The organism is Methylobacterium sp. GC_Met_2 (assembly GCF_026540795.1).
GTDB lineage: Bacteria > Pseudomonadota > Alphaproteobacteria > Rhizobiales > Beijerinckiaceae > Methylobacterium.
Window position 1 is genome coordinate 44,637 of record NZ_JALNUM010000008.1, and the last position, 20,669, is coordinate 65,305.

The window sequence follows — 20,669 nt, forward strand, 5'->3', positions numbered from 1 at the left end:
AAGACCAATGTGCACGCACTGCATCGGAGCACGGTGCCGGATGCGTAGCTGGCAGGCATATCGCCTGTTCGATTGACATTCACCGGGCTGACGAAACGCCCTGAACGCTCCGAATCGCTTCCCGCCCGGGTGTGCAAGCCGGACCGACCTGTGGTTTGGTTCGGGTTCCCGCGACCAGAGCCGGACTTGCCCATGGCCCAAGCGCCCCTCGTGTCACCCGATTGGCTGCACGATCGCCTCACCGCCCCCGACCTCGTGATCCTCGATGCCTCCTGGTATCTCCCGGCTGCAGGCCGAGATCCCGAGGCCGAGTTCCGCGCAGCCCATATCCCCGGCGCCCGGCGCTTCGACCTCGACGCAATGAGCGACACCGAGTCGAGCCTGCCGCATATGCTGCCCCGCCCGGAGGTCTTCGCCGCGCGAATGCGGGCGCTCGGCGTCGGCGACGGCCAGCAGATCGTGGTCTACGACGGGATGGGCCTGTTCTCCGCACCGCGGGTCTGGTGGATGCTCAAGGCCTTCGGGGTGCGCGATGCCCTCGTGCTGGATGGCGGGCTTCCGGCCTGGGCGGCGGCGGGCTACCCCACCGAGGAGGGCGAGCCGTATCCGCGCGAGCGCCGGCACTTCACCGCCCGGCTCGATCACGGTGCGGTGGCGGATGCGGACGATGTCGCCCGCGCCCTGGCAAGCGGCGTGGCTCAGGTGGTCGATGCCCGCTCGGGCACCCGATTCCGCGGCGAGGAGCCGGAGCCGCGCGCCGGTGTCCGCCCCGGTCACATGCCGGGCGCCTGCAACCTGCATTACGCAGCGCTGCAGCGCGAGGGCCGGATGAAGAGCCCGGAGGAGCTGGCCGCCGTCTTCTCGGAGAACGGCGTCGATCCGGACCGCCCGATCGTGACCACCTGCGGCTCCGGGGTGACCGCGGCGATCATCGCGCTGGCCCTGGAAACGATGGGCCGGCCCGCCCGCGGCCTCTACGACGGATCGTGGTCGGAATGGGGCGCCGATCCGAACCGGGCGGTGGCGACAGGGGCCCCTTGACGGGCGGTCGACCCAATCCGATATATCGAAAGCGCCTCGGCTGGGCGCTCTTCGGAGAAGATCATGCCGCATCACGATACCAACGCCCTGTCGGGCACCATCCAGCACGTCTTCGCGCACCGCTTCACCCTCGAAGCGGGCGGCGCCACGCACTTGGCCGATCTCGGTCCCAAGGGCGCCGACGCGTTCCCGCTCGCGACCGGTCTGCGCGTCACCTTGGAGGGGGAACGCCGGCCCTCGGAGATCAAGGTCACGCGGATCGCCGCCGCGGGCCGGGAGCCGGTGCTGATCCAGCACAAGAAGCCGAACCACCCGCCGGGTGCGGCGCGACCGGACGTGCCGGCCGATCCCGCCAAAGCCCTTGCAGCGGCCGCCGCCGATGGCTGGTCGGTCACCGGGTCTCCGCGCCGGAAGCCGAAGCACTTCGAGCTTCTGGCCCACCGCGGCGACGACGTCGCCACGGAGTTGCACGTCGATTTCGCCGGGACGATCTACAAGCAGAAGCCGGCCGACCCCGCGAAATGGGCCGTGCAGGGCTGACGAACCGGAAGGTAAACCGGACATCCTCCGCCGGAAGCGGCGGGGCTGTCCGGGCCTCCGAAATCCGGGTGCGGGTCGGCCTCCGGGCCGCCCCGCTCTCAGGCAGGCCGCATGGCGCGGCGCTTGTCGGCGGCGCTCCACTGCATCAGCCCGACCATGACCGCGATTGTCGCCACGTAGACCAGCCCCTGCAGGGCAGTCGGCCGATCGGTGTAGCCCACGAGGGCGTGCAGGATGCGGCCCGGCCAGGAAGTCTCGGCGATCACGCCCGAGCTGTTCCAGAGGGTGTGGCCGAGGACGTCCACCACGCCGGCATTGGCCAGGAACTGGGCGGCCTGCGCCGCGAGCCCCGCCGCCAGGAAGATGATCAGCACGCTCGTCACCGAGAACACGTAGCGGCTGGGGATCGCCGCAAGCCCGAAATAGGTCACCGCCGAGAGCAGCGCCCCCGCCCCGATGCCGGCCACGGCACCGAACTGGATATCCGCCCCCGAGGTGCCCGAGGCCACGAGGCCGTAGAGGAACAGCACCAACTCGGCGCCCTCGCGCAGGATCGCGGCGCCGATCACGATGGAGAGGGCGGCGGCCTCGCGCTCGCCCGAGCGCACCGCCGCACCGGCGGCGCGCAATTCGCCAGCCAGTTCCTTGCCGTGCTTGCTCATCCAGGTGTTGTGCCAGATCAGCAGCAGCACCGCGACGATCAGCACCGCGGCGTTCAGGATGTCCTGCCCGCTGCCCTCGAACGCGTCAGAGATCTTTTCCGCGAACAGGGCCACGAGGCCGGCCCCGGCCAGTCCGCCCGCGATGCCCAGCAGCACCCAGCGCATCCGGCCGGGAATGCCGCGGGTCGCCGCAAGCACGATCGAGATGATGAGGCCCGCCTCGATGACTTCGCGGAAGGCGATGACGAAGGCGCCGATCATGGCGGTCTCCAAAGGTTGCGAGGTGTTGCGAGATGGCGCGCGGACCGCGCTACCAGATCCAGAACATGAGCACCCAGTTGACCACCGACAGGGCGGTCGCACCGAGGATGCAGGTGGTGGCCGCCGCCCGCCGGAGGCCGTGGGCGTCGAGGCCGGCGACCCGCCAGGCGAGCCAGACGCTCCACAGGCTCGCCCCACCGAGCATCCCGGCGCGGATCTCCGACACGTAGGGGATCACGATGCCGTCGCCCCGCAGGAACGTGACGGTGAGCGCCGAGAGCCCCAGGAAGACACCGCAGCCCGCCACCGGGATCAGCGTCTGCGTCAGGTGATGAAAACGCCGGAGCGACCAGCCCCCGAGGGAGAGGGTCGCCAGCGCGACGATCCCCGACAGGGCGAGCCCGAGGATCACCGTCGCCGCGCCGATATAGGCCAGTAGCAGTCCGCCATCGAGCAGTGTCATCACGTCGCTGCGGTCGGGATAATTCGTCAGCACGAACCAGGGCGCCGACATCTCCAGCGGCCACGTCACCCCACGCTCGATGAGCCAGGTGGCGGCCCATTGCTTGGCCTCGACGTACCAGGGGCTCGCCGACCACTGGAAGGCGCCCACCGCCAGGGCCAGCATGCCGAACAGGATCAGCACGGTCTGGTTGAAATCCGGCTCGGTGCCGGCCACGTGCACGATCTCGTGATTGGGCGAGCGCAGGGCGAGGCGCACCGCACCGCGATGATTGCTGCACCGCCCGCACATATGGCAGGCCCCGGCGCCGCGCATCGTCTTCACCGGCACGAGCGGTGCGCAGTTGAACGCCTCGGCACCCCGGGCGGGCTTGGGCGAGGCGGCCCAGGCCGCGCGGTCGACCTGGAAGCTGATCGGGGCGAGCTTCGACAGCACCGCGAAGACGCCGTTGACCGGGCACAGATAGCGGCACCAGACCCGCTTGTTGCGCCCGTAGAGCAGCCCGACGACGATCGCCGCCAGGGTCGAGCCGCCGAGCACCGCCAGAACCGGCTTCGGATAGCCGTACACGCTGGTCATCTGGCCGTAGACCGTGGTGCCGGCGAAGGCCAGGAATGGCCAGCCCTGCCACGTGATCCAACGCGGCACGGCATAGCCGCGGCTCCACCGGCTGGCGAACTCGCTCAGCGCCCCCTCGGGGCAGAGCACGCCGCACCAGGCCCGGCCGACCAGCACCATGCTGAGCAGCACGAACGGCCACCAGATCCCCCAGAAGGCGAACTGCGCAGCCAAAGTCAGGTTGGTCCAGATATGGGCGGCGTTGTCTGGCAGCGGCAGCAGGGCGGGCACGATCACCAGCACCGCATAGACGGCGATGATCAGCCACTGCACGGCCCGGAGCGCCCAGCCGTGGCGGCGCATGGCGTCGCCGAGTTGCGCGAGCCGCGCGTCGATCCAGGCGCGGCGTGCGGGACGAGAGGCGGCGGACAGGGCCGCAGGCGCTGTCGTCGACGCACTCATTTGGCGACCAGCGTCGCCTTGGCGTCCGGATGGAAATCGTCGAACACCTGATAGGAGCCCGCATCGAGGGTGCGGAACACGATCGCCGAGGTCGAACCCGCGGCCAGCGCCTTCTCACGCTTGAGCTCCGTGCTCTCGAACTCGACGGGCGACTGGCCAGTGTTCGAGATCTCCAGCTTGAAGCGGGTGTTGGCCGGTACCTCGATCACTGCCGGGAGGATCACGCCGTCGCGCATCTCCACCTTGATCACCGGCATGTCGTCCGCGCGCACGGGCGCGGCCGCGGCCACGGAAGCGGCGAGGAGCAGGGCAGCGAATGCGGCAGCGCGCAGCAGGCGGGACACGAACACCTCCGGAAGCTTAATAGGCGCCCTTCTTGCCGACGCCGGCGAAGGTGAAGTCCTGCACGACCTCGAATGGCTCGAACCACGGGCCGACGCCCGTCTCCTTGTCGACGTGGCGGCCGAAATGGCTGTCCTTGCCGGGCGGCGCGACCGTGACCTTCAGGCGATAGCGACCGGGGCCGAACAGCTTGACGTTGTCGCCGTAATGCGGCCCGTCATTGGCGACCATCGGCATCAGCATCCCCGACACCTTCTGGTCGGTCGGCTTGTCGCCGTCGAGCTTCACCGCCTCGAAGCGCACGTCGAGCGCCGGCACCCAGTCGCCCTCGGCGAAGCCGTTGCGGTTGTCCTTGGCGGCGCGGATGTCCGTCTCGAGATGGAGGTCGGATTGCGCGGCCGCGCGCATCATCCCGGCAGGCTCCATCTCGATCGGCTGCAGGTAGACGGCGGCGACCTCCAGGCCGTTGCGGGTTACATGCGGGCCGATCGGCACCTCCTTGGCCGCGGCGGATCCCGCGATGGCGAGGGCGGCAACCAAGGCGAGGCCGCGGAGAATCGTCGGGGCGGTTGAGGCACGCATGGTTTTGCACATAGACCCTCGTGCCAGAACTTCAAACAGGCATCGCCCCACTATCAAATAATAACAATTCTAATCTGAAGGCCTATTGGCATGCTGGCTCTGTATTTCCCAGTCTCAGTTGCCCACTCGGCTGATTGTAATCTGTCGCGAACAAGACTTTTCTCCCGCCTGTGGCCGGCCCGATCTTGACCGGTGCAGCGATCTCGGGAACGTCATGCGACTGCCACGCTAACGGCTGAAAACGTGGCCGCCGAGCGAACGCCGCGATGCCGCACCTGCGACACCGCGTTCACCGCCCCGGCCCGCCACGGCTTGCGCTGCAGCGAAGTGGGTTTTAGCAAAAGCTATATTGTTGCTGTGAGTCGCATGAGAATCCGTCCCGCGCCCCTGGCTCAAGCGAAATTCCGTCCTCGAATCCCAGCGCTGACCCAGGCGGCAGTTCTCCTGCTGACCCCTGCAGTCATCGCGCCTGCGGGCGCGGCCGACCTCGCGGCGCAGCGACGGGCAGCGGAGGTGTCCGCCTACACCGACTGGTCGGGCGGCTATATCGGCCTCGAGGGCAGTGCGGGCGGCTCATACGGGGCCTACACGTTCGGTCCGACGACGATCGGCGGGCGGCCGGTCCCGGCCTTCAAGAGCGGCGACTCGACGGGCCGCAGCGACCAGGGGCGCAACGCCACCACGGCGGTGGGCGGGCTGTTCGGTGGCTGGAACTGGCAGGCGGGCCCCTGGGTCTACGGCGTCGAGGCCACGATCGACGCGGCGAACTTGAAGCGGCCGGTGCCCTCGACCATCGCGGGCTTCGGCTACGCGGACGTGGACCCCGCGTTCAACGTCGTGCGCGCCAAGACCGAACTCTACGGCACCCTGCGGGCGCGGCTCGGCTACAGCTTCGAGCGCTATCTCGTCTACGGATCCTTCGGCCTCGCCGGCGCGAACGCACGCGTCCTTGCGACCTATCCGGACCTCGATACGGGCAGCCAGAACACGGCGCAGCGCGAACTCGGTTATCTCGGGTTCACCCTCGGCGCGGGGGTGCAATACGCCGTCAGCGACCACCTCGCCCTCGGGATCGACTACCGCTACGTCGATCTCGGCGGCAGCCGACGGTTTCCGTTGGGCATCGTGCCAGGCGATGCGGGCGGCCCGGTCGCGACCCGGGCGAGCTTCACGTCGAACCAGATGTTTCTGCGGCTGATGTGGTTCCCGGACGGGCTGAAGGTGCCGCCCGATCCCGACGAGACCGCCCCGCACGATCCCGACAACGGCGATACCGGCCGCTTTTCGCTGCACGGGCAGACGACCCTGATCGCGCAGAGAGTCCCGGGCTTCCGCTCGCCCTATACGGGGGCGCAGAGCCTGATCCCCGATCAGGCCCGGCAGACCACCACGGCTACGATCTTCCTCGGGCTCAAGCTCACCGACACCACGGAAGTCTATTACAATCCCGAGTTCAGCCAGGGGTTCGGCCTGTCGCGGACGCTGGGCGTGGCCGGCTTCGTCAACGGCGAGGCGCAGAAGGCCGGTGCCCCGTTCCCGAAGCTGCGCTCGAACCGCTACTACGTGAAGCAGACGATCAACCTCGGCGGCGAAACCGTGGAGGTGCCGGACGGGCCGAACCAGGTCGCCACCCGCTACGATGCCGAGCGGATCACGCTGATCGCCGGCAAGTTCGCGCTGGGCGACTTCTTCGATGGCAACATCTACGCGCACGATCCGCGGGTGGACTTCTTCAACTGGTCGATCTGGGGCTCCTCGGCCTGGGACTTCCCGGCGAACCTCCCCGGCTTCACGCAGGGTGTCTATGCCGAGTACAACCGGCCGGAATTCGCGATCCGCGCCGCCTACACGCAGGTGCCCAAGGAGCCGTCGAGCGACGTACTCGACCCGCGGGTGTTCCGCCGGGCGGGGCTCAACGCCGAGTTCGAGCAGCGCTACGTCCTGCCGGGGCTGGACCAGCCGGGCAAGCTGCGCCTGGGGTTCTTCTCGAATGTCGGCAACTCGGCCAACAACCGGGAGGTGGTGACGCTGACGCAACTCGGCGCGTTCGACGACATCAACGACGCGGTCGGGGCAACCCGGCGCCCCCGGCGCAAGACCGGCGGCTACATCAACCTGGAACAGGCGCTGACGCCGGACCTCGGCCTGTTCGCCCGCGCCAGCCTGAACGACGGCCGCACGGAGAACATCTCGTTCACCGATGTCGACCAGAGCTTTTCCGGTGGCCTGTCGCTGAAGGGCAAGGCGTGGGACCGGCCGGACGACACCGTCGGGATCGGCGCGGCGATGAACGGGCTCTCGCCCTCCCACCGAGCGGCCTTCGCGGCCGGCTTCTACGGGCTGCTGATCGGCGATGGCCGGCTCAACTATGGCACCGAGCGGGCTCTGGAGACCTACTACGCCCTGAACCTGACCAAGTTCGTGACCTTGACCTTCGACTACCAGTTCATCAACAACCCCGGTTACAACCGCGACCGCGGCCCGGCCCACTTCTTCGCCTCGCGGCTGCACGCAGATTTCTGACGGGGTGCGACGCCTTATCGGCGGGTGTTGGGCAATCGTTCGAGCGGGTGTTGCGGACGTCATGGTTTCGAAAGGTCGAGACCTTTCGCGGGTGCAGGGCAGCGCCCTGCGATCGGGCTTCGCCCGTGCCAATGGCTTCGCCGTGGCAACCCACCAAAGGGCCGAAAGCCCTTTGGAAACCCGTGATCGGACGCGCAGACGTCTGAGGCTTGCCTCGGCCAGAACGCGCTCACGGATCGCCCGCGCTTACGGACTCCATCGCGGTCACCCCAAAGATCTCCTCGAACGCCGCCCGGAGCTGCATGTCCACCTCGGCCATGCTCACCGGCCGACCGAGATCGACGAGGCTCGTCACGCCGTGCAGGCGGACCCCGCAGGGCACGATCCCGTCGAAATGCGCGAGGTCCGGCTCGACGTTCAGGCTGATCCCATGAAAACTCACCCAACGGCGCACCCGGATGCCGATCGCCGCGATCTTGTCCTCGACCTCCGGCCCCTTCTCGGAGCGGCGCACCCAGACGCCGACCCGGTCCTCCCGGCGCTCGGCACGGACGTTGAAGGCCGCGAGCGTCGCGATCAGCCACGCCTCCAGGCTCGCCACGTAGGCGCGGAGATCGCGGCTGCGGCGGTCGAGGTCGAGCATCACGTAGGCCACGCGCTGGCCGGGGCCGTGATAGGTGTACTGCCCGCCCCGCCCCGTCGCGTGGACCGGGAACCGGTCGGGCGCCACCAGATCCTCCGGCCGGGCCGACGTTCCGGCCGTGTAGAGCGGCGGATGCTCCAGCAGCCAGACACATTCGGGTGCCGTGCCGCGGGCTATGGCCTCCGCGCGCGCCTCCATCCAGGCGACGGCCGCCTCGTAGCCCACGGGCGCATCGCTGACGCGCCAGCCCACCGGGCCGGAGCCGGGCGCGTTTGGGAAGGCGTGCGGGCTGACCGCGAGGCGGGGCGCGTTTACCAATGGTTCACCATCCTGCGTCGATGGTCGAAACCTTCAACATCCGCGGCCGGCGGTTGCAAGGTCTTGGCCGCGAGACGGGATGGCGGGCAGTGGCGGTCTTCGAGACGCTGAAGGTCGATCTGACGGTGGTGCTCGGCCGCACCCGCATGCCGCTGCACATGCTGCTGCGCATGGGCCGCGGCGCCGTGATCGAGCTGGACGCCAGCGACAGCGACATGGTCGAGATCCTGGCCAACGACCATCCGGTCGCCCGCGGGCAGATCGTGGTGACCGGTGACCGCATCTCCGTCGAGGTGACGGAGCTGATCCGCAAGGCGGCCTCGATCGTGGAGCCGGGCGCCAGCATCGGTGACGGTGCGGCCTCGTTTCTGGAGAGCGGGTACGATTCCGCGTGAGTGAAGCGCTTGTCGGCGGCGGATCGATCTGTTATCCGCTGCGCCGCCGACAACGTATCGGCCTCCGGGATCTCCCGAGGGCGGCTCTTGTCGAGCGAGCGGACACGGATCGTCGCGTCCGATGCGGCCATGGCGGAATTGGTAGACGCGCTAGCTTGAGGTGCTAGTCCCGCGAGGGGTGGAGGTTCGAGTCCTCTTGGCCGCACCAATCTTCTCTCTCCTGATAGAGACAAGATCGGCGCCGAACGACGTGACCGGAGCCCTAGGGGCGGTCCCGCACAATCACCGACAGACGTACCACTTGCCGGACTGACTCTCGCTACGGGGACCTTTCGGCGGTCCGCAGCTGATCTCCAGTCCGAGCCCGGCCTCCGATGAACACCCACAGCATCGTGCCGTGGGACAGTGCGGCGCTGCGAGGCGGCAGCCGACAATCGACCCCGCCCGCAGAAGCTCAGCGGCCCGATGGCTGGCCGGACGCGCCGTGCTGGAACCCTGATGCGTTCGGCGGGCCCTTCATCTTGCCGTCCTGGGTGGCGGTGGTGTCCGGCGTGGTCGCGCCGGCTGTCCCGGTGGTCTCCGCCTTGCCGAAGCCCGCGGCATTGGGCGAGCCCTGCATGCGGGGCGTTGTTCCGGGCACGCCCGCACCACCGGCATTTTCGGCGGCCAAGCTGGCGGTCCCCATCGACAATAGGCCGACAGCCGCGATCAGTGCGGTCTTTCGCATGGCAGGCTCCTCGAGCGTTCCACGATCACGTCTTGTGCGTGATCCGTGCACCAACGTCCGCGATGGACGCCTGTTCACTTCGTCAGTCCACTTGGGGGGCTATCGGGCAGTAATCGCGTTTTTGATCGTGTCGTAATCGGCGCGTTTCAAGACACGGCGCGTCAGGAGCTCATCGGGGGAGGCGTAGGGACGGAACTCGATGATCCGCCGGCCGATCATACCGGCCCCGAGCGCGTTCAACTGCTCGACCGACGCCGTGTTGAGATCGACGCTCCCACCTGGCGAGTCGGAGGGGTCCCGAGCCTCTCCCGGGGCCGGCTCCGTCCTCAAACCCGTGGTGGACACACCGTCGGATTGCCGCGCGGGAGAGCCGAGATCGGCCGAGGCACCAGGCGCCGGGCTGGCCGGAGCAGCAGCGGACGGGGATGATGCCGGGGGCGCCGTTGCCGCCATCCCGGGACCGGCCGACGATCCCGGCGTGATGGTCCGGATGGATTGTCCCTTGGCGTCCACGGTGGTTCGCTGCTGTTGCGACAGGGGAATCACCGCGGAGGTCCGCTTGTCCGGCCCACCCTGAGGGCGTGGGCCATACCCGATCCACAGGGATGCCAAGACGATTGCGATCACCGCCAGACCGGCGCTCACGGACAGAACAGATCGGATCATTCGCCCCCCTCTTCGGCCGGCCCGATGCTTGTCCCCGGGCCCGCGATACCATCCGCGCTTCCTCACGGATCGCGCGGGGCAATTCAAGGTTCGTTCGAGTCGCGTTGAACCGTCCTCTGGCGAGCCACCGCTGTCCCCGGGGACGGATTGCGCAAGACGGTGGCCTGTCGAGCCTTGCAGAGCAGGGGGCGGTGCCATGCGGCGGCTCGTGCCGCGCGACATTGACTTCGCAGCCGCACACCGTCATATCGGCGTTGCAGCGTCAGCGGCCGCCATGGCCCGCTTGAGGGGGCTGCGTGACGGATCCTGCGCCATCGCGGCGTGATCCGGCCCCCCTCTTCATAACGTGCATGCACCCGGGCCGCCCCATCACGCGGGCTGCCCCCTGCCAACGGACCGGCCTCAACACGGCATTTCTCGCGCGGAACGCGCGGCGCCCGGCCGGCCCTGCTGCATCGGATACATCCTTGACCCAATTCACCGATTTTGGCCTCGCCCAGCCCGTGCTGCGGGCGCTCAGCGAAGCCGGCTACGTCGCGCCGACCCCGATCCAGGCCCAGGCAATCCCGCCGGCCATGACGGGCCGCGACCTCTGCGGTATCGCCCAGACCGGCACTGGCAAGACCGCGGCCTTCGCGCTGCCGATCCTGCACCGCCTCGCCCTCTCGGACCGCCGCGCCCCGCGCCGCGGCTGCCGGGTGCTGGTGCTCTCGCCGACCCGCGAGCTCGCCAACCAGATCGCCGAATCCTTCTCGGATTACGGCCGGCACCTGTCGTTCACCAACACGGTGGTGTTCGGCGGCGTCACCATCAGCCGTCAGGAGCGGGCGCTGGCGCCGGGCGTCGACATCCTCGTCGCCACCCCGGGCCGCCTGATCGACCTGATCGAGCGCCGCTCGCTGACGCTGGAAGGCGTCGAGATCCTCGTCCTCGACGAGGCCGACCAGATGCTCGATCTCGGCTTCATCCACGCCCTCAAGCGCATCGTGAAGATGCTGCCGCAGAAGCGCCAGAGCCTGTTCTTCTCGGCCACCATGCCGAAGAACATCGCAGGTCTCGCGAGCCAGTACCTCACCGATCCGGTCCAGGTCGCGGTGACGCCGGTCGCCACCACGGCCGAGCGGGTCGATCAGCAGGTGATCTTCGTCCATACCGGCGCCAAGCAGGCGCTGCTCGGACACATCCTGCGCGATCCGGCGATCGAGCGCGTGCTGGTCTTCACGCGCACCAAGCACGGGGCGGACCGCGTTGTGCGCGGCCTCGACAAGGTCGGCATCGCGGCCGCCGCAATCCATGGCAACAAGAGCCAGCCCCAGCGTGAGCGGGCGCTCCAGGCCTTCCGCGACGGCGATTGCCGCGTGCTGGTGGCCACCGACATCGCGGCCCGCGGCATCGACGTCGACGGCGTGAGCCACGTCATCAACTTCGACCTGCCGAACGTGCCGGAGAGCTACGTCCACCGGATCGGGCGGACCGCCCGCGCCGGTGCGGACGGGCTCGCCATCTCGTTCTGCAACGACGAGGAGAAGGCCTACCTACGGGACATCGAGCGCATCACGCGCCAGAAGGTGCCGGTGGCGGGCTTCCCCGAGGGCTTCAACCCGCCGTCCCGCCAGGAAGCGGCCGAGATCGCCCGCGAGGAGGAGCGCCGGCCCGAGCGGCAGCAGCAGCGTCCGGGTGGCGGCCGCCCGGGCCAGCGGCCCCGGCAGCAGCAGGGCCGTCCCCAGCAGGGACGCCCCGAGGGCGGACGCGGCTTCGGCGGCCAGGGTGCCGCCCCCCGGCAGGGACGGCCGCAAGAGGGCCGGCCGCAGGAGGGCCGTGGCCCGGCTCCGCAGGGCCGCGAGGCCCGGCCGCAGGGCGAGCAGCGCCCGAACCAGGGTCGTCCGAGCCGCGATAGCCGGCCCCAGCGGGCGGATGCCCGCCCGCGCAGCGGCGGCGGCGGTGGTGAGGGTCGCAACATCGGTTGGCTGGAGCGGTCGCCCCGCTCCTGAACCAGCCACGACTTCGAGCGCTTGCCGCCGAACCGGATATCGGTTCAGCGGCGCGCGCTCTACGTTAGAGCATTGGAGCCGTACCGGACCGCAACGCAGTCGGGCGTGGCACACGGTGAGACAGCACAGCCGCCCGGGACGGGACCGTCCCGGGCGGTTTTTCATGTGCTCACACCTTCGTGAGCCCTCAGGGGTTGATCTCGTAGCAGCGCGAACGCGCGCTAGTTGAGCGAGCCGGCCCTAGAGCCGGCAAACCAATGATCGGAGAAAACGCCTCATGCTGAGGATTCTTGTCCCGGCCGCCGCCCTCGTCGTGGCGTCGCTCTCGCCGGCTCTTGCCCTTGAAGTCACGAAGTCCGTCGATGTCGCGGCTGCGCCCGAGGCGGTGTGGAAGACGATCGGCGGATTCTGCGGGATCGGCGATTGGCATCCGGTGATCGAGAAATGCGCCCTGTCCAAGAAGGGCGGCAAAGACGTCCGTACGCTCAACCTGAAGGGCGGCGGGACGATCGTCGAGGAGGAAGAGTCCCGCAGCGACAAGAAGATGGACTACACCTACACGATCCTGGAAGGCCCGCTGCCCGTGACCGACTACCACTCGACCATCACGGTGGCGAAGGCCGGCAGCGGCTCCAAGGTGACGTGGACAGGTACGTTCAAGGCCAAGGGCGCTCCGGACGACAAGGCCAAGGAGGCCATCGCCGGCGTCTACGAGGCCGGCCTGAAGGGCATCGCCGACAAGGCGAAGTAAGCGGTCTCCAAGCCAATGCGGGACAACGGCACCGTTCTCCCGCTGATGACGACCGGCGCCCGCCCTCGGGGTGGGCGCCTTCCCTTCCTGATTCGGCAACCCATCTCAGCGGGCGGATTATCAGGGAGCCTGCACCATGCGGTTCGAACTCTATCGGGATGCGAAGGGCGAGTGGCGCTGGCGCCTGCGGGCGCGCAACGGCGAGGTGATCGCCGAGTCCGGTGAGGGCTACGTTCGTCGCGAGGATTGCGAGCACGGCATCGCCCTCGTGCGGCAGAGCGCCGAGGCGCGCATGGAGGACATGACCACGAAGATCGCCTGAACCGGCGCGTCCCAGGGGGTTCTCAACCCGGGATCAACCCTGTCGGACACTCAGCAGTGGTTACGCTGCAACGCTTCACCTCGCCCACGCGTTGCAGCGTTTCGGACCGGGCGGTGGGTTCTCGCTTCCCGTGCGGTTCGTCGTCGGAGACGCAATCACACAAAGGGAGTCGAGACCGTGCTGAGGAAATTCCTGCTCGCGGCCCTGCTGGTGCTGGGCTTCGCGGCCGCAGCGCCGGAGGGCGCGTCCGCCGCGCCGATCGGCCCGGCTCTCGCCCTGCCGGCCAATGCCGCGCCGGCAGTGGCCGAGAAGGCCCAGTACTACTACCGTCGTCGCTTCTACGGTCCGCGGCCCTTCTACCGCCGCCCCTACTACCGTCGCCGGTTCTACGGCCCGCGGCCCTACTGGCGCCGTCCCTATTACCGCCGCCGGTTCTACTACTGAGCTGATTCCAGCCTGACCGACCCGGCGGCTCCCCGAGCCGCCGGGTTTTTCATGCCGTGAGTCGGGCTGCGCATGAAGAGACCATGCGATATGATGCCGAAGACGGGACCGACGACGACAGATCGGCCGGCCCGGGAGGATGCCCGATGAACGATGTTGCTCAAAGCTCCGAGCCTACCGCGGCGTCACCGGACCTCTGGCAATCGATCCCGCTCGAATGCATCCTGAGCGCGGCCGCCATCCTGCTGGCGGCGGGGCTCAAGCTCGCCGGCCTTCTCTCCTGACGGCGCGCGATGAACGGGTGGTCGGCATGCAGCACGTCGGGATCTCATCGGCCGCGAGCGTGGCGCCGCCCCCGGAGACCGATCTGCCCAAAGACGACCAACCAAAAGGCGACCTGACAGTCCGCACCATCGCGATGCCGGCCGACACCAACGCCAACGGCGACATCTTCGGCGGCTGGGTCCTGTCGCAGATGGATCAGGCCGGCGGTATCGCGGGAGTCGACCGGGCGCAGGGCCGGGTCGTGACCGTGGCGCTCGATGCCATGACCTTCATCCGGCCGGTCCGGGTCGGCGACGTACTGTGCGTCTACACCCGAGTTTCTCATGTCGGCCGGACCTCGATGAAGATCGAGGTCGAGGCCTGGGCGCGACGCTTCTGCACCCAGGTCCGCGAGCGGGTGACGCAGGCCACCCTCACCTTCGTGGCGATCGACGAGGCGGGCCGACCCCGGCCGATCCCGCCGGAGGTCCCCTCGCCCCAGGCAGCCACCTGAGCAGGTTTCGCCAAAGTGGCCGCCGGTTTTGCGATGAACACCTGCGACCGGCCGGGGATTTAGACGGCTACTTGATCACCGCGCAGGCGACCCGGTCTCCGGCGCCGCCGATCGGCTGGCTGGTGTGGTCGTCCTCGTTGGCGTGGATGATCAGCGCCGAGCCGTCTCCGTCCTTCAGGCCGCCCTCGCCGTTGAGCGGCGTCTCGCTCCAGACCTCGGCGTTGGCCGAGCCGTCCTGCGCCACGTAGAGGTTCGGCAGGTCGCCCTCGTCGGGCCCGTCCGGGTTGAGCAGGCCGTGCTTGCTCTGGTCGTGGTTCACATGCGCCTTAGAGTTCATGAACTTCGGGTCGGAGCAATCGCCGACGGCGTGGAAGTGCAGGCCGTGCCAGCCGGGCGACAGGGCGCCGGCCTGAAGGGCGACGCGCAGCACGAGGGCATTGGCACCGTCGCGGATCGCCAGAGAACCGATCGTGTCGCCCTTGGCGTTCTTGATCGGCGCCGAAAAGGTCTCAGCGGCCTTGGCGGCCTCCTTCGGCGGCTCCTGGGCGTGGGCAGCGCCCGCGGCGACGGTCGCGAGCGCTGCGAGCAGCGGCAGGGTACGAATCATGCGGTGGCTCTCCTGTCAGGCCCGGTCTAGTTAGGGAGCGCGCTCGCCATCGACAGGGCCGCGCGGGGGAACCTATGCCGCAGATCTGCCGGGACCGCACGAAGCCTTGATGACCTCAGACCGGACCATACCGGAGCGCACCACGGCGGCGCGCCGTGCCGACCTGTTCCTGGTGGAGCACGGCCACTTCGAGAGCCGGGCCCGGGCACAGGCCGCGATCCGCGCCGGGCTGGTGCGCGTCGATGGCCGGCCGCTCGCGCGTGCCTCGGAGGCGATCGAACCCGGGGCACGGATCGAATCCACGCCCGAGCACCCTTACGCCTCGCGCGGGGGCCTCAAGCTGGCCGCGGCCGTGGACGCGTTCGGCCTCGATCCGGCGGGGTGCGTCGCCCTTGATGTCGGTGCTTCGACCGGCGGCTTTACCGACGTGCTGCTCACCCGGGGCGCGCGCTACGTCCATGCGGTCGATGTCGGCCGGGGACAGCTCCATCCGCGGCTCCGGGCCGATCCCCGGGTGGCGAACCGCGAGGGCACCGATATCCGCAGCCTCGATCCCGCCGCTCTGGCGCCGCGCCCGGACTTTGCGAGCGTCGATGTCAGCTTCATCGGCCTGCGCCTCGTGCTGCCGGTACTACCAGCCCTCCTGGCGCCGGGCTCGGGACTCGTCGCGCTGATCAAGCCGCAATTCGAGGCCGGCCGCGACCGGATCGGCCGGGGCGGCCTGGTGCGTGATCCGGCCATCCACGCGGAGGTCTGCGCGGCCGTGCGCGCCGAATTGGAGCGGCTCGGCGCCGCGATCCTGGGCCTGATCGCCTCGCCGGTGACCGGCGGCGACGGCAATGCCGAGTTCCTGATCGGCGCGAGGTTGGCGTGAGTGAAACGATAAGCGAGACCATCACGATCCGCGATCTCGGTGCCCGCGGCGACGGCATCGCGGAGGACGGGACCCTCGTTGCCTATGCGCTGCCGGGCGAGCGCGTCGCGATCCGGCGCGAGGGGCGCCGCGCCGAGCTGCTCGACGTCGAGCAGGCCTCGGCCGACCGCGTCGAGCCCTTCTGCCCCTACGTGATGCGCTGCGGCGGTTGCCGCACCCAGCACCTCGCGCGGCCGGCCGAACTTGCGTGGAAGCGGGGCCTCGTCGCCCAGGCCCTCTCGCAAGCCGGGCTCGGCGTTGCGCCCGAGCCGGCCATCGACGCTCATGGCGCCGGACGGCGGAGGCTCACGCTCCATGTCCGGGCGGTCGAGGGTCGCGCCGAGGCGGGCCTGATGGCGGCGCGCAGCCACGAACTGGTGCCGATCGACCATTGTCCGATCACGGTTCCGGCGCTGCACCCGGCGCCCGACGTGGCGCGCCGCCTCGCCGCCCCCCTCGGCCATGGCCGCAAGCCCCTCGACGTGGCCGTCACCGCCACCGACCAGGGTCTCGACGTCGACCTGCGCGGCCACGGACCGGTGAGCGCCGGTGTCGGTGCCGCCCTGGTGCGGGTCGCGGGCGAACTCGGCCTCGCCCGGCTGTCGCTCCACGGCGAACGTCTGATGGAGGCCGAACCGGTCTCGGTGACCGACGGCGGCACGCGCCTCTATCCCTCGCCCGGCGGGTTTCTTCAGGCGACCGCCGCGGGACAGGCTGTCCTCATCGAGCTGACGCTCGCGGCCCTTGGGGGCCGTGTCCGCAAGGTCGCGGATCTGTTCGCCGGCTGTGGGCCGCTCAGCCTGGCGATGGCCGGGCGCGCTGCGGTCCACGCCGTGGAATCCGACGCTGCGGCGCTGGCCGGTCTCGACCGAGCCTTCCGGGCCGCGACGGGCCTGAAGCGGATCACCACCGAGCGGCGCGACCTGTTCCGCCGCCCGCTGCTGCCCCTCGAGCTCGGCGCCTTCGACGCCGTGGTGTTCGATCCGCCCCGGGCCGGCGCGGAGGCCCAAGCCCGTCAGCTCGCCGCCGCGCAGGTGCCGCTGGTGATCGGCATCGCCTGCGACGCCGGCACTTTCGCCCGCGACGCCGCCACGCTGGTGGCCGGCGGTTACCGGCTGGAATCGGTCACGCCGGTCGACCAGTTCCGCCACGCGGGGCATGTCGAGATGGTTGGCGTGTTCCGGCGCGCGGCGCAGCGACGGTGAGCGACGCAACCTGCAAGGGATTCTCACGTTCTCTCGGCGATTGGAGATTTTCCATGTCCCGAGGATCCCTGCGCCCGCTGGCGCTCGCCGCCCTGAGCCTGGCCCTGCCGGGCTCGCTGGCCGCACAGACCGTTGCCCCGGACCAGACCGGCACCGGCGGCGGCCCCGCCTCGACGATCACGGCGCCGAACACCAACCGGTACGGCGTCACCAAGCCGCCGGGCACCTCGATGGGCCCCGGTGAGGTTCCGTCCCGCCAGGAGAAGCGGCGCGAGCGGGCCCTGACCGACAAGATCGACGACAGCATCTGCGACGGCTGCAATTAGGCCGGTCGCCAGGGTCGGATAGATTCGGCGGCGGACCACGCGGCGCCCGACCACCGGTGCACGTCCTTTCGCCAAGTGTGCCCCGCGGGCGGATGCCGCCGGCTCTGCACCGGAGACCAGCCTGCGGTCGGCAGGCCCGACCGCGATGTCACGGAAGCGTCAGAAAACACCGTCACACCCCCAGCGCAGCTTGCGCCGGGAGTCGCCGTGCCGGATGCGGATAAAACCCAGCGCTGTCCCGTGATCGTCCTGCACCCGAGACCTGTTCGTGATCTTCATCCACCAGCCCGCCGTCGGCGCCGGATCCGCGCTGCTTGAACGCCGCATCATCGACCTCCAGGATCCGATTCCCGAGGATACCGTCTGGCTCGATCTGATCCGGCCGAGCCGCGAGGAGGAGATGAAGGTCGAGGCCTTCGCGGGCATCGAGGTGCCGACCCGCGAGGAGATGAAGGACATCGAGCCGTCCGAACTGCTCTACGTCGAGGAGGGCGCCCGCTACATGACCGGGCGGGTGCTCTCGAAGGTGAGCGATTCCGAGGAGCCGGGGCTCGCCGGCATCACCTTCATCCTGCGGGGCAACCGCCTCGTGACGGTGCGCCACGAGGAGCCGCAGGCCTTCCGGATGTATACGCAGCGCGCTGGCCGCACGATGGGCAACGGCAGCGCCTCCGCACCCTCCGGCGAGACCATCCTGGCCGGTCTGATCGAGGCGGTGATCGACCGGGCCGCCGACGTGCTCCAGCTCCAGGGCGAGCGGATCGACCGCCTCTCGGGCAAGATCTTCGAGGTGCAGGATGATCCTTCCGCCCGCAACACCGCCCTTCAGGACACGTTGCGCGCGCTGGGCCGGCACGGCGACCTGATCTCGAAGCAACGCGAGAGCCTCGTCTCGATGGAGCGTATCCTGCTCGCGCTCTCGGCGACGTACCGAACCAACAAGGCCCCGCGCGACCTACGGGAGGATGTCCGCTCGACCCTGCGGGATCTTCAATCCCTGGAGGAGCACGCGACCTTCCTGAACAACAAAATTCAGTTCCTGCTCGACGCGACCCTCGGTCTCGTCAACCTTGAGCAGAACAACATCATCAAGCTGTTCTCGGTCATGGCGGTCGTCTTCATGCCGCCGACCCTGATCGCGTCGATCTACGGCATGAACTTCAAGTCCATTCCGGAACTGGATTTGCCGTTCGGATACCCGATGGCCCTGGTCATGATGGTGGTGGCCGCGGTATTTCCGTACTTTTTCTTCCGCTGGAAGAAGTGGCTGTAGAGATAATTCCGGTTTCAAAACGAAAAAGGATTAAGATTTTTATCGGAGAATACGTGGCCTGAAGGCGCGGCACCGCCGCGAAGACGGACATTTCCATGCGTATCTCCCTCAAGACGGTTCTCTCCGGCGCGATCGCCCTGCTGGCGCTCGCCGCGGCCGGCCAGGGAGTCGCCAGTGTCGCGTTCCTGTCCGAGATCGAACAGAACGCGACGGCGGTCTCACAGCAGGCGCTGCCGACGCAGAACCAAGCCGAGGCCATCGGGACGGCCGTCCGGGACGCGCGGCTGAGCCTCTACAGGCTCGCGGTGGCGTCCCCCGACGCGACAGCCCTGGACAAGAACCAGACCGCCCTCACCGATACGCTCGGGTCGCTCTCGGGCCTGCGCCAAGCCTTCCAGGACCGCCTCACGGCGCCCCGCGACCGGGCGATCTACGAGCGCTTCACCACGGCCTGGAACGCCTACCAGAACGTCCAGCTGCAAGTGGTCGAGCTGATGATCGCGGGCGACCAGCCCGGAGCCCTCGCGCTTGTGCTGGATCCCGCAACCGGGGCGCGCAACGACGAGGCCGTGGCGAGCCTCACGGAAGCGATCGCCTCGGCCCGCGCGCAGACGGAGGCCAACGTCGCCGAGACCGCCCGGGAAGCGACCCGCGCCAAGCTCGTCGCCGTGGCGGCCACCGTGGTCGGCCTTGCGGTCGCCGCCGCCGCATTGCTGTTCGCAATCTTCGGAATCGCCCGGCCGATCGCGCGCATGACCGGTGCGATGGGACGGCTGGCCGAGGGCGACGAGACCGTAGCGGTTCCCCATACAGGCCGCCGCGACGAGATCGGCGCCATGGCGGCTGCCGTCCAGGTGTTCAAGGACAACCTGATCCGCAGCCGGGCATTGGAGCGTGACACCGCCCTCGCCCGCCAGGATGCCGAAACCCAGCGCCGCCACGCCGTCCACGCCATGGCGGACACCTTCGAGGCTGCGGTCGGCGGCGTGCTCGCGCGGGTCTCGGACGCGGCACGCGGTCTGCGCGCCGATGCGGAGACGATGTCGCGCACGGCCACGCACACGGCCGAGCGGTCGGCGACGGTGGCGGGCGCCGCGCAGGAGGCGGCCCAGCATGTCGGTACCGTGGCGGCGGCCGCCGAGGAACTCGGCGCCTCGGTCCAGGAAATCAGCCGCCAGGTGGACGGCTCCGCCGATCTGGCCCGGGGCGCGGTGGTGCAGGCCGGCCAGACGGCCAACCTCGTGCAGGAGTTGAGCGCGGCGGCGGGACGGATCGGTGACGTGGTGCGGCTCATCACCGACATCGCCGGGCAGACGAATCTGCTGGCGTTGAATGCCACGATCGAGGCGGCCCGGGCCGGCGCGGCCGGCAAGGGTTTCGCGGTGGTGGCCGCCGAGGTGAAGCAACTCGCCGAGCAGACCGCCAAGGCCACGGGAGAAATCGCCGGGCAGGTCGGCCGCATCCAGGGGGCGACCGGTCAGACCGTCAACGCCATCGACGGCATCGCGGCGCGGATCCGCGAGATTGACGGCGTGGCGACCTCGATCGCGGCCGCCGTGGAGGAGCAGGGGGCGGCGACCCGGGAGATCGCCCGCAACGTCGCGGAGGCGGCCATCGGCACGGGCGCGGTCACCGGCACGATCGACGCAGTGGCGCAGGCCGCCGACGAGACCGGCACGGCCGCCACCCGCATGCTCACCTCGGCGGCAAGCCTGTCCGAGCAATCCACCGAGTTGCGCCGGGAGATCGACACCTTCCTGACGACCGTGCGGGCCGCCTGAGGCTTCCCGCTCGGCATTGTGCATCATCCCGAAAGCCGGAGGCTGCTTCTCGGGATGAAGGAGCCAGGGCCTTTGTTTCGACGCGCTCTCTGACG

Annotated in this window: 23 protein-coding genes and 1 tRNA gene; 16 read left to right on the forward strand and 8 right to left on the reverse strand. The window is 69.4% G+C overall.

The window, feature by feature from the left end; genetic code table 11:
* Window positions 1-192: 192 nt before the first annotated feature.
* Both sseA and OXS49_RS04995 read left to right on the forward strand, forming a co-directional pair.
* Window positions 193-1,041 carry a 3-mercaptopyruvate sulfurtransferase gene (sseA, locus tag OXS49_RS04990; RefSeq protein ID WP_267422363.1) on the forward strand — a complete coding sequence of 283 codons (849 nt, stop codon included), beginning with the start codon at window positions 193-195 and terminating at the stop codon, window positions 1,039-1,041.
* A 63-nt stretch (window positions 1,042-1,104) separates the two neighbouring features.
* Window positions 1,105-1,581 (forward strand): hypothetical protein, encoded by a 477-nt coding sequence (locus tag OXS49_RS04995; protein WP_267422365.1) that lies wholly within the window; start codon window positions 1,105-1,107, stop codon window positions 1,579-1,581.
* Between the two features lie 98 nt (window positions 1,582-1,679).
* Here OXS49_RS04995 and OXS49_RS05000 read toward each other — a convergent pair whose 3' ends face one another.
* Genes OXS49_RS05000 through OXS49_RS05015 form a run of 4 tightly spaced genes read right to left on the reverse strand, consistent with a single transcriptional unit; the run spans window position 1,680 to window position 4,911 of the window.
* Window positions 1,680-2,504, reverse strand: coding sequence for an FTR1 family protein (locus OXS49_RS05000; protein ID WP_243997805.1), 825 nt, complete (start codon window positions 2,502-2,504; stop codon window positions 1,680-1,682).
* Between the two features lie 49 nt (window positions 2,505-2,553).
* The gene (locus OXS49_RS05005; protein WP_267422373.1) at window positions 2,554-3,987 is read right to left on the reverse strand and encodes a 4Fe-4S binding protein; all 1,434 of its coding nucleotides are present in this window, start codon (window positions 3,985-3,987) and stop codon (window positions 2,554-2,556) included.
* Window positions 3,984-4,331: a cupredoxin domain-containing protein gene (locus tag OXS49_RS05010; RefSeq protein ID WP_267422376.1), complete on the reverse strand. Its 348-nt coding sequence runs from the start codon at window positions 4,329-4,331 to the stop codon at window positions 3,984-3,986. Before OXS49_RS05010 ends, OXS49_RS05005 begins: the two co-directional genes overlap by 4 nt.
* A 16-nt stretch (window positions 4,332-4,347) precedes the next feature.
* Window positions 4,348-4,911, reverse strand: coding sequence for an iron transporter (locus OXS49_RS05015; RefSeq protein WP_267422378.1), 564 nt, complete (start codon window positions 4,909-4,911; stop codon window positions 4,348-4,350).
* A 366-nt stretch (window positions 4,912-5,277) separates the two neighbouring features.
* Between OXS49_RS05015 and OXS49_RS05020 the strand changes: the two genes are divergently transcribed.
* A complete protein-coding gene (locus tag OXS49_RS05020) occupies window positions 5,278-7,434 on the forward strand; it encodes a carbohydrate porin (RefSeq protein ID WP_267422380.1) in 2,157 nt (718 codons plus the stop codon).
* Between the two features lie 229 nt (window positions 7,435-7,663).
* On the opposite strand, the gene lipB is transcribed toward OXS49_RS05020, so the two are convergent.
* Window positions 7,664-8,395, reverse strand: coding sequence for a lipoyl(octanoyl) transferase LipB (gene lipB, locus OXS49_RS05025; RefSeq protein WP_267422382.1), 732 nt, complete (start codon window positions 8,393-8,395; stop codon window positions 7,664-7,666).
* 89 nt (window positions 8,396-8,484) lie between these two features.
* On the opposite strand from lipB, the gene OXS49_RS05030 reads away from it, so the two are divergent.
* Window positions 8,485-8,790, forward strand: coding sequence for a FliM/FliN family flagellar motor switch protein (locus OXS49_RS05030; protein WP_267422443.1), 306 nt, complete (start codon window positions 8,485-8,487; stop codon window positions 8,788-8,790).
* Between the two features lie 123 nt (window positions 8,791-8,913).
* Window positions 8,914-8,998: transfer RNA gene (locus tag OXS49_RS05035), tRNA-Leu, on the forward strand.
* Between the two features lie 246 nt (window positions 8,999-9,244).
* Here the strand turns inward: OXS49_RS05035 and OXS49_RS05040 are convergent.
* Both OXS49_RS05040 and OXS49_RS05045 read right to left on the reverse strand, forming a co-directional pair.
* The gene (locus tag OXS49_RS05040) at window positions 9,245-9,517 is read right to left on the reverse strand and encodes a hypothetical protein (protein ID WP_243997822.1); all 273 of its coding nucleotides are present in this window, start codon (window positions 9,515-9,517) and stop codon (window positions 9,245-9,247) included.
* 99 nt (window positions 9,518-9,616) lie between these two features.
* Window positions 9,617-10,162: a helix-hairpin-helix domain-containing protein gene (locus OXS49_RS05045; RefSeq protein WP_267422388.1), complete on the reverse strand. Its 546-nt coding sequence runs from the start codon at window positions 10,160-10,162 to the stop codon at window positions 9,617-9,619.
* 488 nt (window positions 10,163-10,650) lie between these two features.
* Between OXS49_RS05045 and OXS49_RS05050 the strand changes: the two genes are divergently transcribed.
* From OXS49_RS05050 to OXS49_RS05075, 6 genes are all read left to right on the forward strand, one after another.
* Entirely contained in the window at window positions 10,651-12,174 is a 1,524-nt protein-coding gene (locus OXS49_RS05050; RefSeq protein WP_267422390.1) for a DEAD/DEAH box helicase, read from the forward strand.
* Window positions 12,175-12,451: 277 nt separating this feature from the next.
* Window positions 12,452-12,925 (forward strand): SRPBCC family protein, encoded by a 474-nt coding sequence (locus OXS49_RS05055; protein WP_243997828.1) that lies wholly within the window; start codon window positions 12,452-12,454, stop codon window positions 12,923-12,925.
* Window positions 12,926-13,061: 136 nt separating this feature from the next.
* Window positions 13,062-13,247 (forward strand): DUF1508 domain-containing protein, encoded by a 186-nt coding sequence (locus OXS49_RS05060; RefSeq protein WP_243997830.1) that lies wholly within the window; start codon window positions 13,062-13,064, stop codon window positions 13,245-13,247.
* Window positions 13,248-13,424: 177 nt separating this feature from the next.
* Window positions 13,425-13,691 carry a hypothetical protein gene (locus tag OXS49_RS05065; protein ID WP_267422391.1) on the forward strand — a complete coding sequence of 89 codons (267 nt, stop codon included), beginning with the start codon at window positions 13,425-13,427 and terminating at the stop codon, window positions 13,689-13,691.
* A gap of 146 nt (window positions 13,692-13,837) precedes the next feature.
* On the forward strand, window positions 13,838-13,975 hold the full coding sequence (locus OXS49_RS05070; RefSeq protein WP_243997834.1) for a hypothetical protein: 138 nt from the start codon (window positions 13,838-13,840) through the stop codon (window positions 13,973-13,975).
* A gap of 26 nt (window positions 13,976-14,001) precedes the next feature.
* Window positions 14,002-14,469, forward strand: coding sequence for an acyl-CoA thioesterase (locus OXS49_RS05075; RefSeq protein ID WP_243997836.1), 468 nt, complete (start codon window positions 14,002-14,004; stop codon window positions 14,467-14,469).
* A gap of 67 nt (window positions 14,470-14,536) precedes the next feature.
* Here the strand turns inward: OXS49_RS05075 and OXS49_RS05080 are convergent, their stop codons facing one another.
* The gene (locus OXS49_RS05080; RefSeq protein WP_267422393.1) at window positions 14,537-15,076 is read right to left on the reverse strand and encodes a superoxide dismutase family protein; all 540 of its coding nucleotides are present in this window, start codon (window positions 15,074-15,076) and stop codon (window positions 14,537-14,539) included.
* Window positions 15,077-15,185: 109 nt separating this feature from the next.
* On the opposite strand from OXS49_RS05080, the gene OXS49_RS05085 reads away from it, so the two are divergent.
* From OXS49_RS05085 to OXS49_RS05105, 5 genes are all read left to right on the forward strand, one after another.
* Window positions 15,186-15,950, forward strand: a complete 765-nt coding sequence (locus OXS49_RS05085; protein WP_267422394.1) for a TlyA family RNA methyltransferase — start codon at window positions 15,186-15,188, stop codon at window positions 15,948-15,950.
* A complete protein-coding gene (locus OXS49_RS05090; RefSeq protein ID WP_267422395.1) occupies window positions 15,947-17,194 on the forward strand; it encodes an RNA methyltransferase in 1,248 nt (415 codons plus the stop codon). Before OXS49_RS05085 ends, OXS49_RS05090 begins: the two co-directional genes overlap by 4 nt.
* 53 nt (window positions 17,195-17,247) lie before the next feature.
* Complete coding sequence (locus tag OXS49_RS05095; RefSeq protein ID WP_267422396.1) at window positions 17,248-17,520, forward strand: hypothetical protein; 273 nt, start codon at window positions 17,248-17,250, stop codon at window positions 17,518-17,520.
* 268 nt (window positions 17,521-17,788) lie between these two features.
* Window positions 17,789-18,793 carry a magnesium transporter CorA family protein gene (locus OXS49_RS05100; protein ID WP_267422397.1) on the forward strand — a complete coding sequence of 335 codons (1,005 nt, stop codon included), beginning with the start codon at window positions 17,789-17,791 and terminating at the stop codon, window positions 18,791-18,793.
* Between the two features lie 95 nt (window positions 18,794-18,888).
* Window positions 18,889-20,574, forward strand: coding sequence for a methyl-accepting chemotaxis protein (locus tag OXS49_RS05105; protein WP_267422398.1), 1,686 nt, complete (start codon window positions 18,889-18,891; stop codon window positions 20,572-20,574).
* Window positions 20,575-20,669: the final 95 nt, after the last annotated feature.

What these genes read in the sequence shown, in the direction of transcription:
- OXS49_RS05080 (WP_267422393.1), bottom strand. Translation starts at nt 15,076, where the DNA reads ATGATTCGTACCCTGCCGCTGCTCGCAGCGCTCGCGACCGTCGCCGCG.
- OXS49_RS05055 (WP_243997828.1), top strand. Translation starts at nt 12,452, where the DNA reads ATGCTGAGGATTCTTGTCCCGGCCGCCGCCCTCGTCGTGGCGTCGCTC.
- OXS49_RS05000 (WP_243997805.1), bottom strand. Translation starts at nt 2,504, where the DNA reads ATGATCGGCGCCTTCGTCATCGCCTTCCGCGAAGTCATCGAGGCGGGC.
- OXS49_RS05015 (WP_267422378.1), bottom strand. Translation starts at nt 4,911, where the DNA reads ATGCGTGCCTCAACCGCCCCGACGATTCTCCGCGGCCTCGCCTTGGTT.
- OXS49_RS05095 (WP_267422396.1), top strand. Translation starts at nt 17,248, where the DNA reads ATGTCCCGAGGATCCCTGCGCCCGCTGGCGCTCGCCGCCCTGAGCCTG.
- OXS49_RS05105 (WP_267422398.1), top strand. Translation starts at nt 18,889, where the DNA reads ATGCGTATCTCCCTCAAGACGGTTCTCTCCGGCGCGATCGCCCTGCTG.
- sseA (WP_267422363.1), top strand. Translation starts at nt 193, where the DNA reads ATGGCCCAAGCGCCCCTCGTGTCACCCGATTGGCTGCACGATCGCCTC.
- OXS49_RS04995 (WP_267422365.1), top strand. Translation starts at nt 1,105, where the DNA reads ATGCCGCATCACGATACCAACGCCCTGTCGGGCACCATCCAGCACGTC.
- OXS49_RS05040 (WP_243997822.1), bottom strand. Translation starts at nt 9,517, where the DNA reads ATGCGAAAGACCGCACTGATCGCGGCTGTCGGCCTATTGTCGATGGGG.
- OXS49_RS05005 (WP_267422373.1), bottom strand. Translation starts at nt 3,987, where the DNA reads ATGAGTGCGTCGACGACAGCGCCTGCGGCCCTGTCCGCCGCCTCTCGT.
- OXS49_RS05075 (WP_243997836.1), top strand. Translation starts at nt 14,002, where the DNA reads ATGCAGCACGTCGGGATCTCATCGGCCGCGAGCGTGGCGCCGCCCCCG.
- OXS49_RS05020 (WP_267422380.1), top strand. Translation starts at nt 5,278, where the DNA reads ATGAGAATCCGTCCCGCGCCCCTGGCTCAAGCGAAATTCCGTCCTCGA.
- OXS49_RS05060 (WP_243997830.1), top strand. Translation starts at nt 13,062, where the DNA reads ATGCGGTTCGAACTCTATCGGGATGCGAAGGGCGAGTGGCGCTGGCGC.
- OXS49_RS05070 (WP_243997834.1), top strand. Translation starts at nt 13,838, where the DNA reads ATGAACGATGTTGCTCAAAGCTCCGAGCCTACCGCGGCGTCACCGGAC.
- OXS49_RS05085 (WP_267422394.1), top strand. Translation starts at nt 15,186, where the DNA reads ATGACCTCAGACCGGACCATACCGGAGCGCACCACGGCGGCGCGCCGT.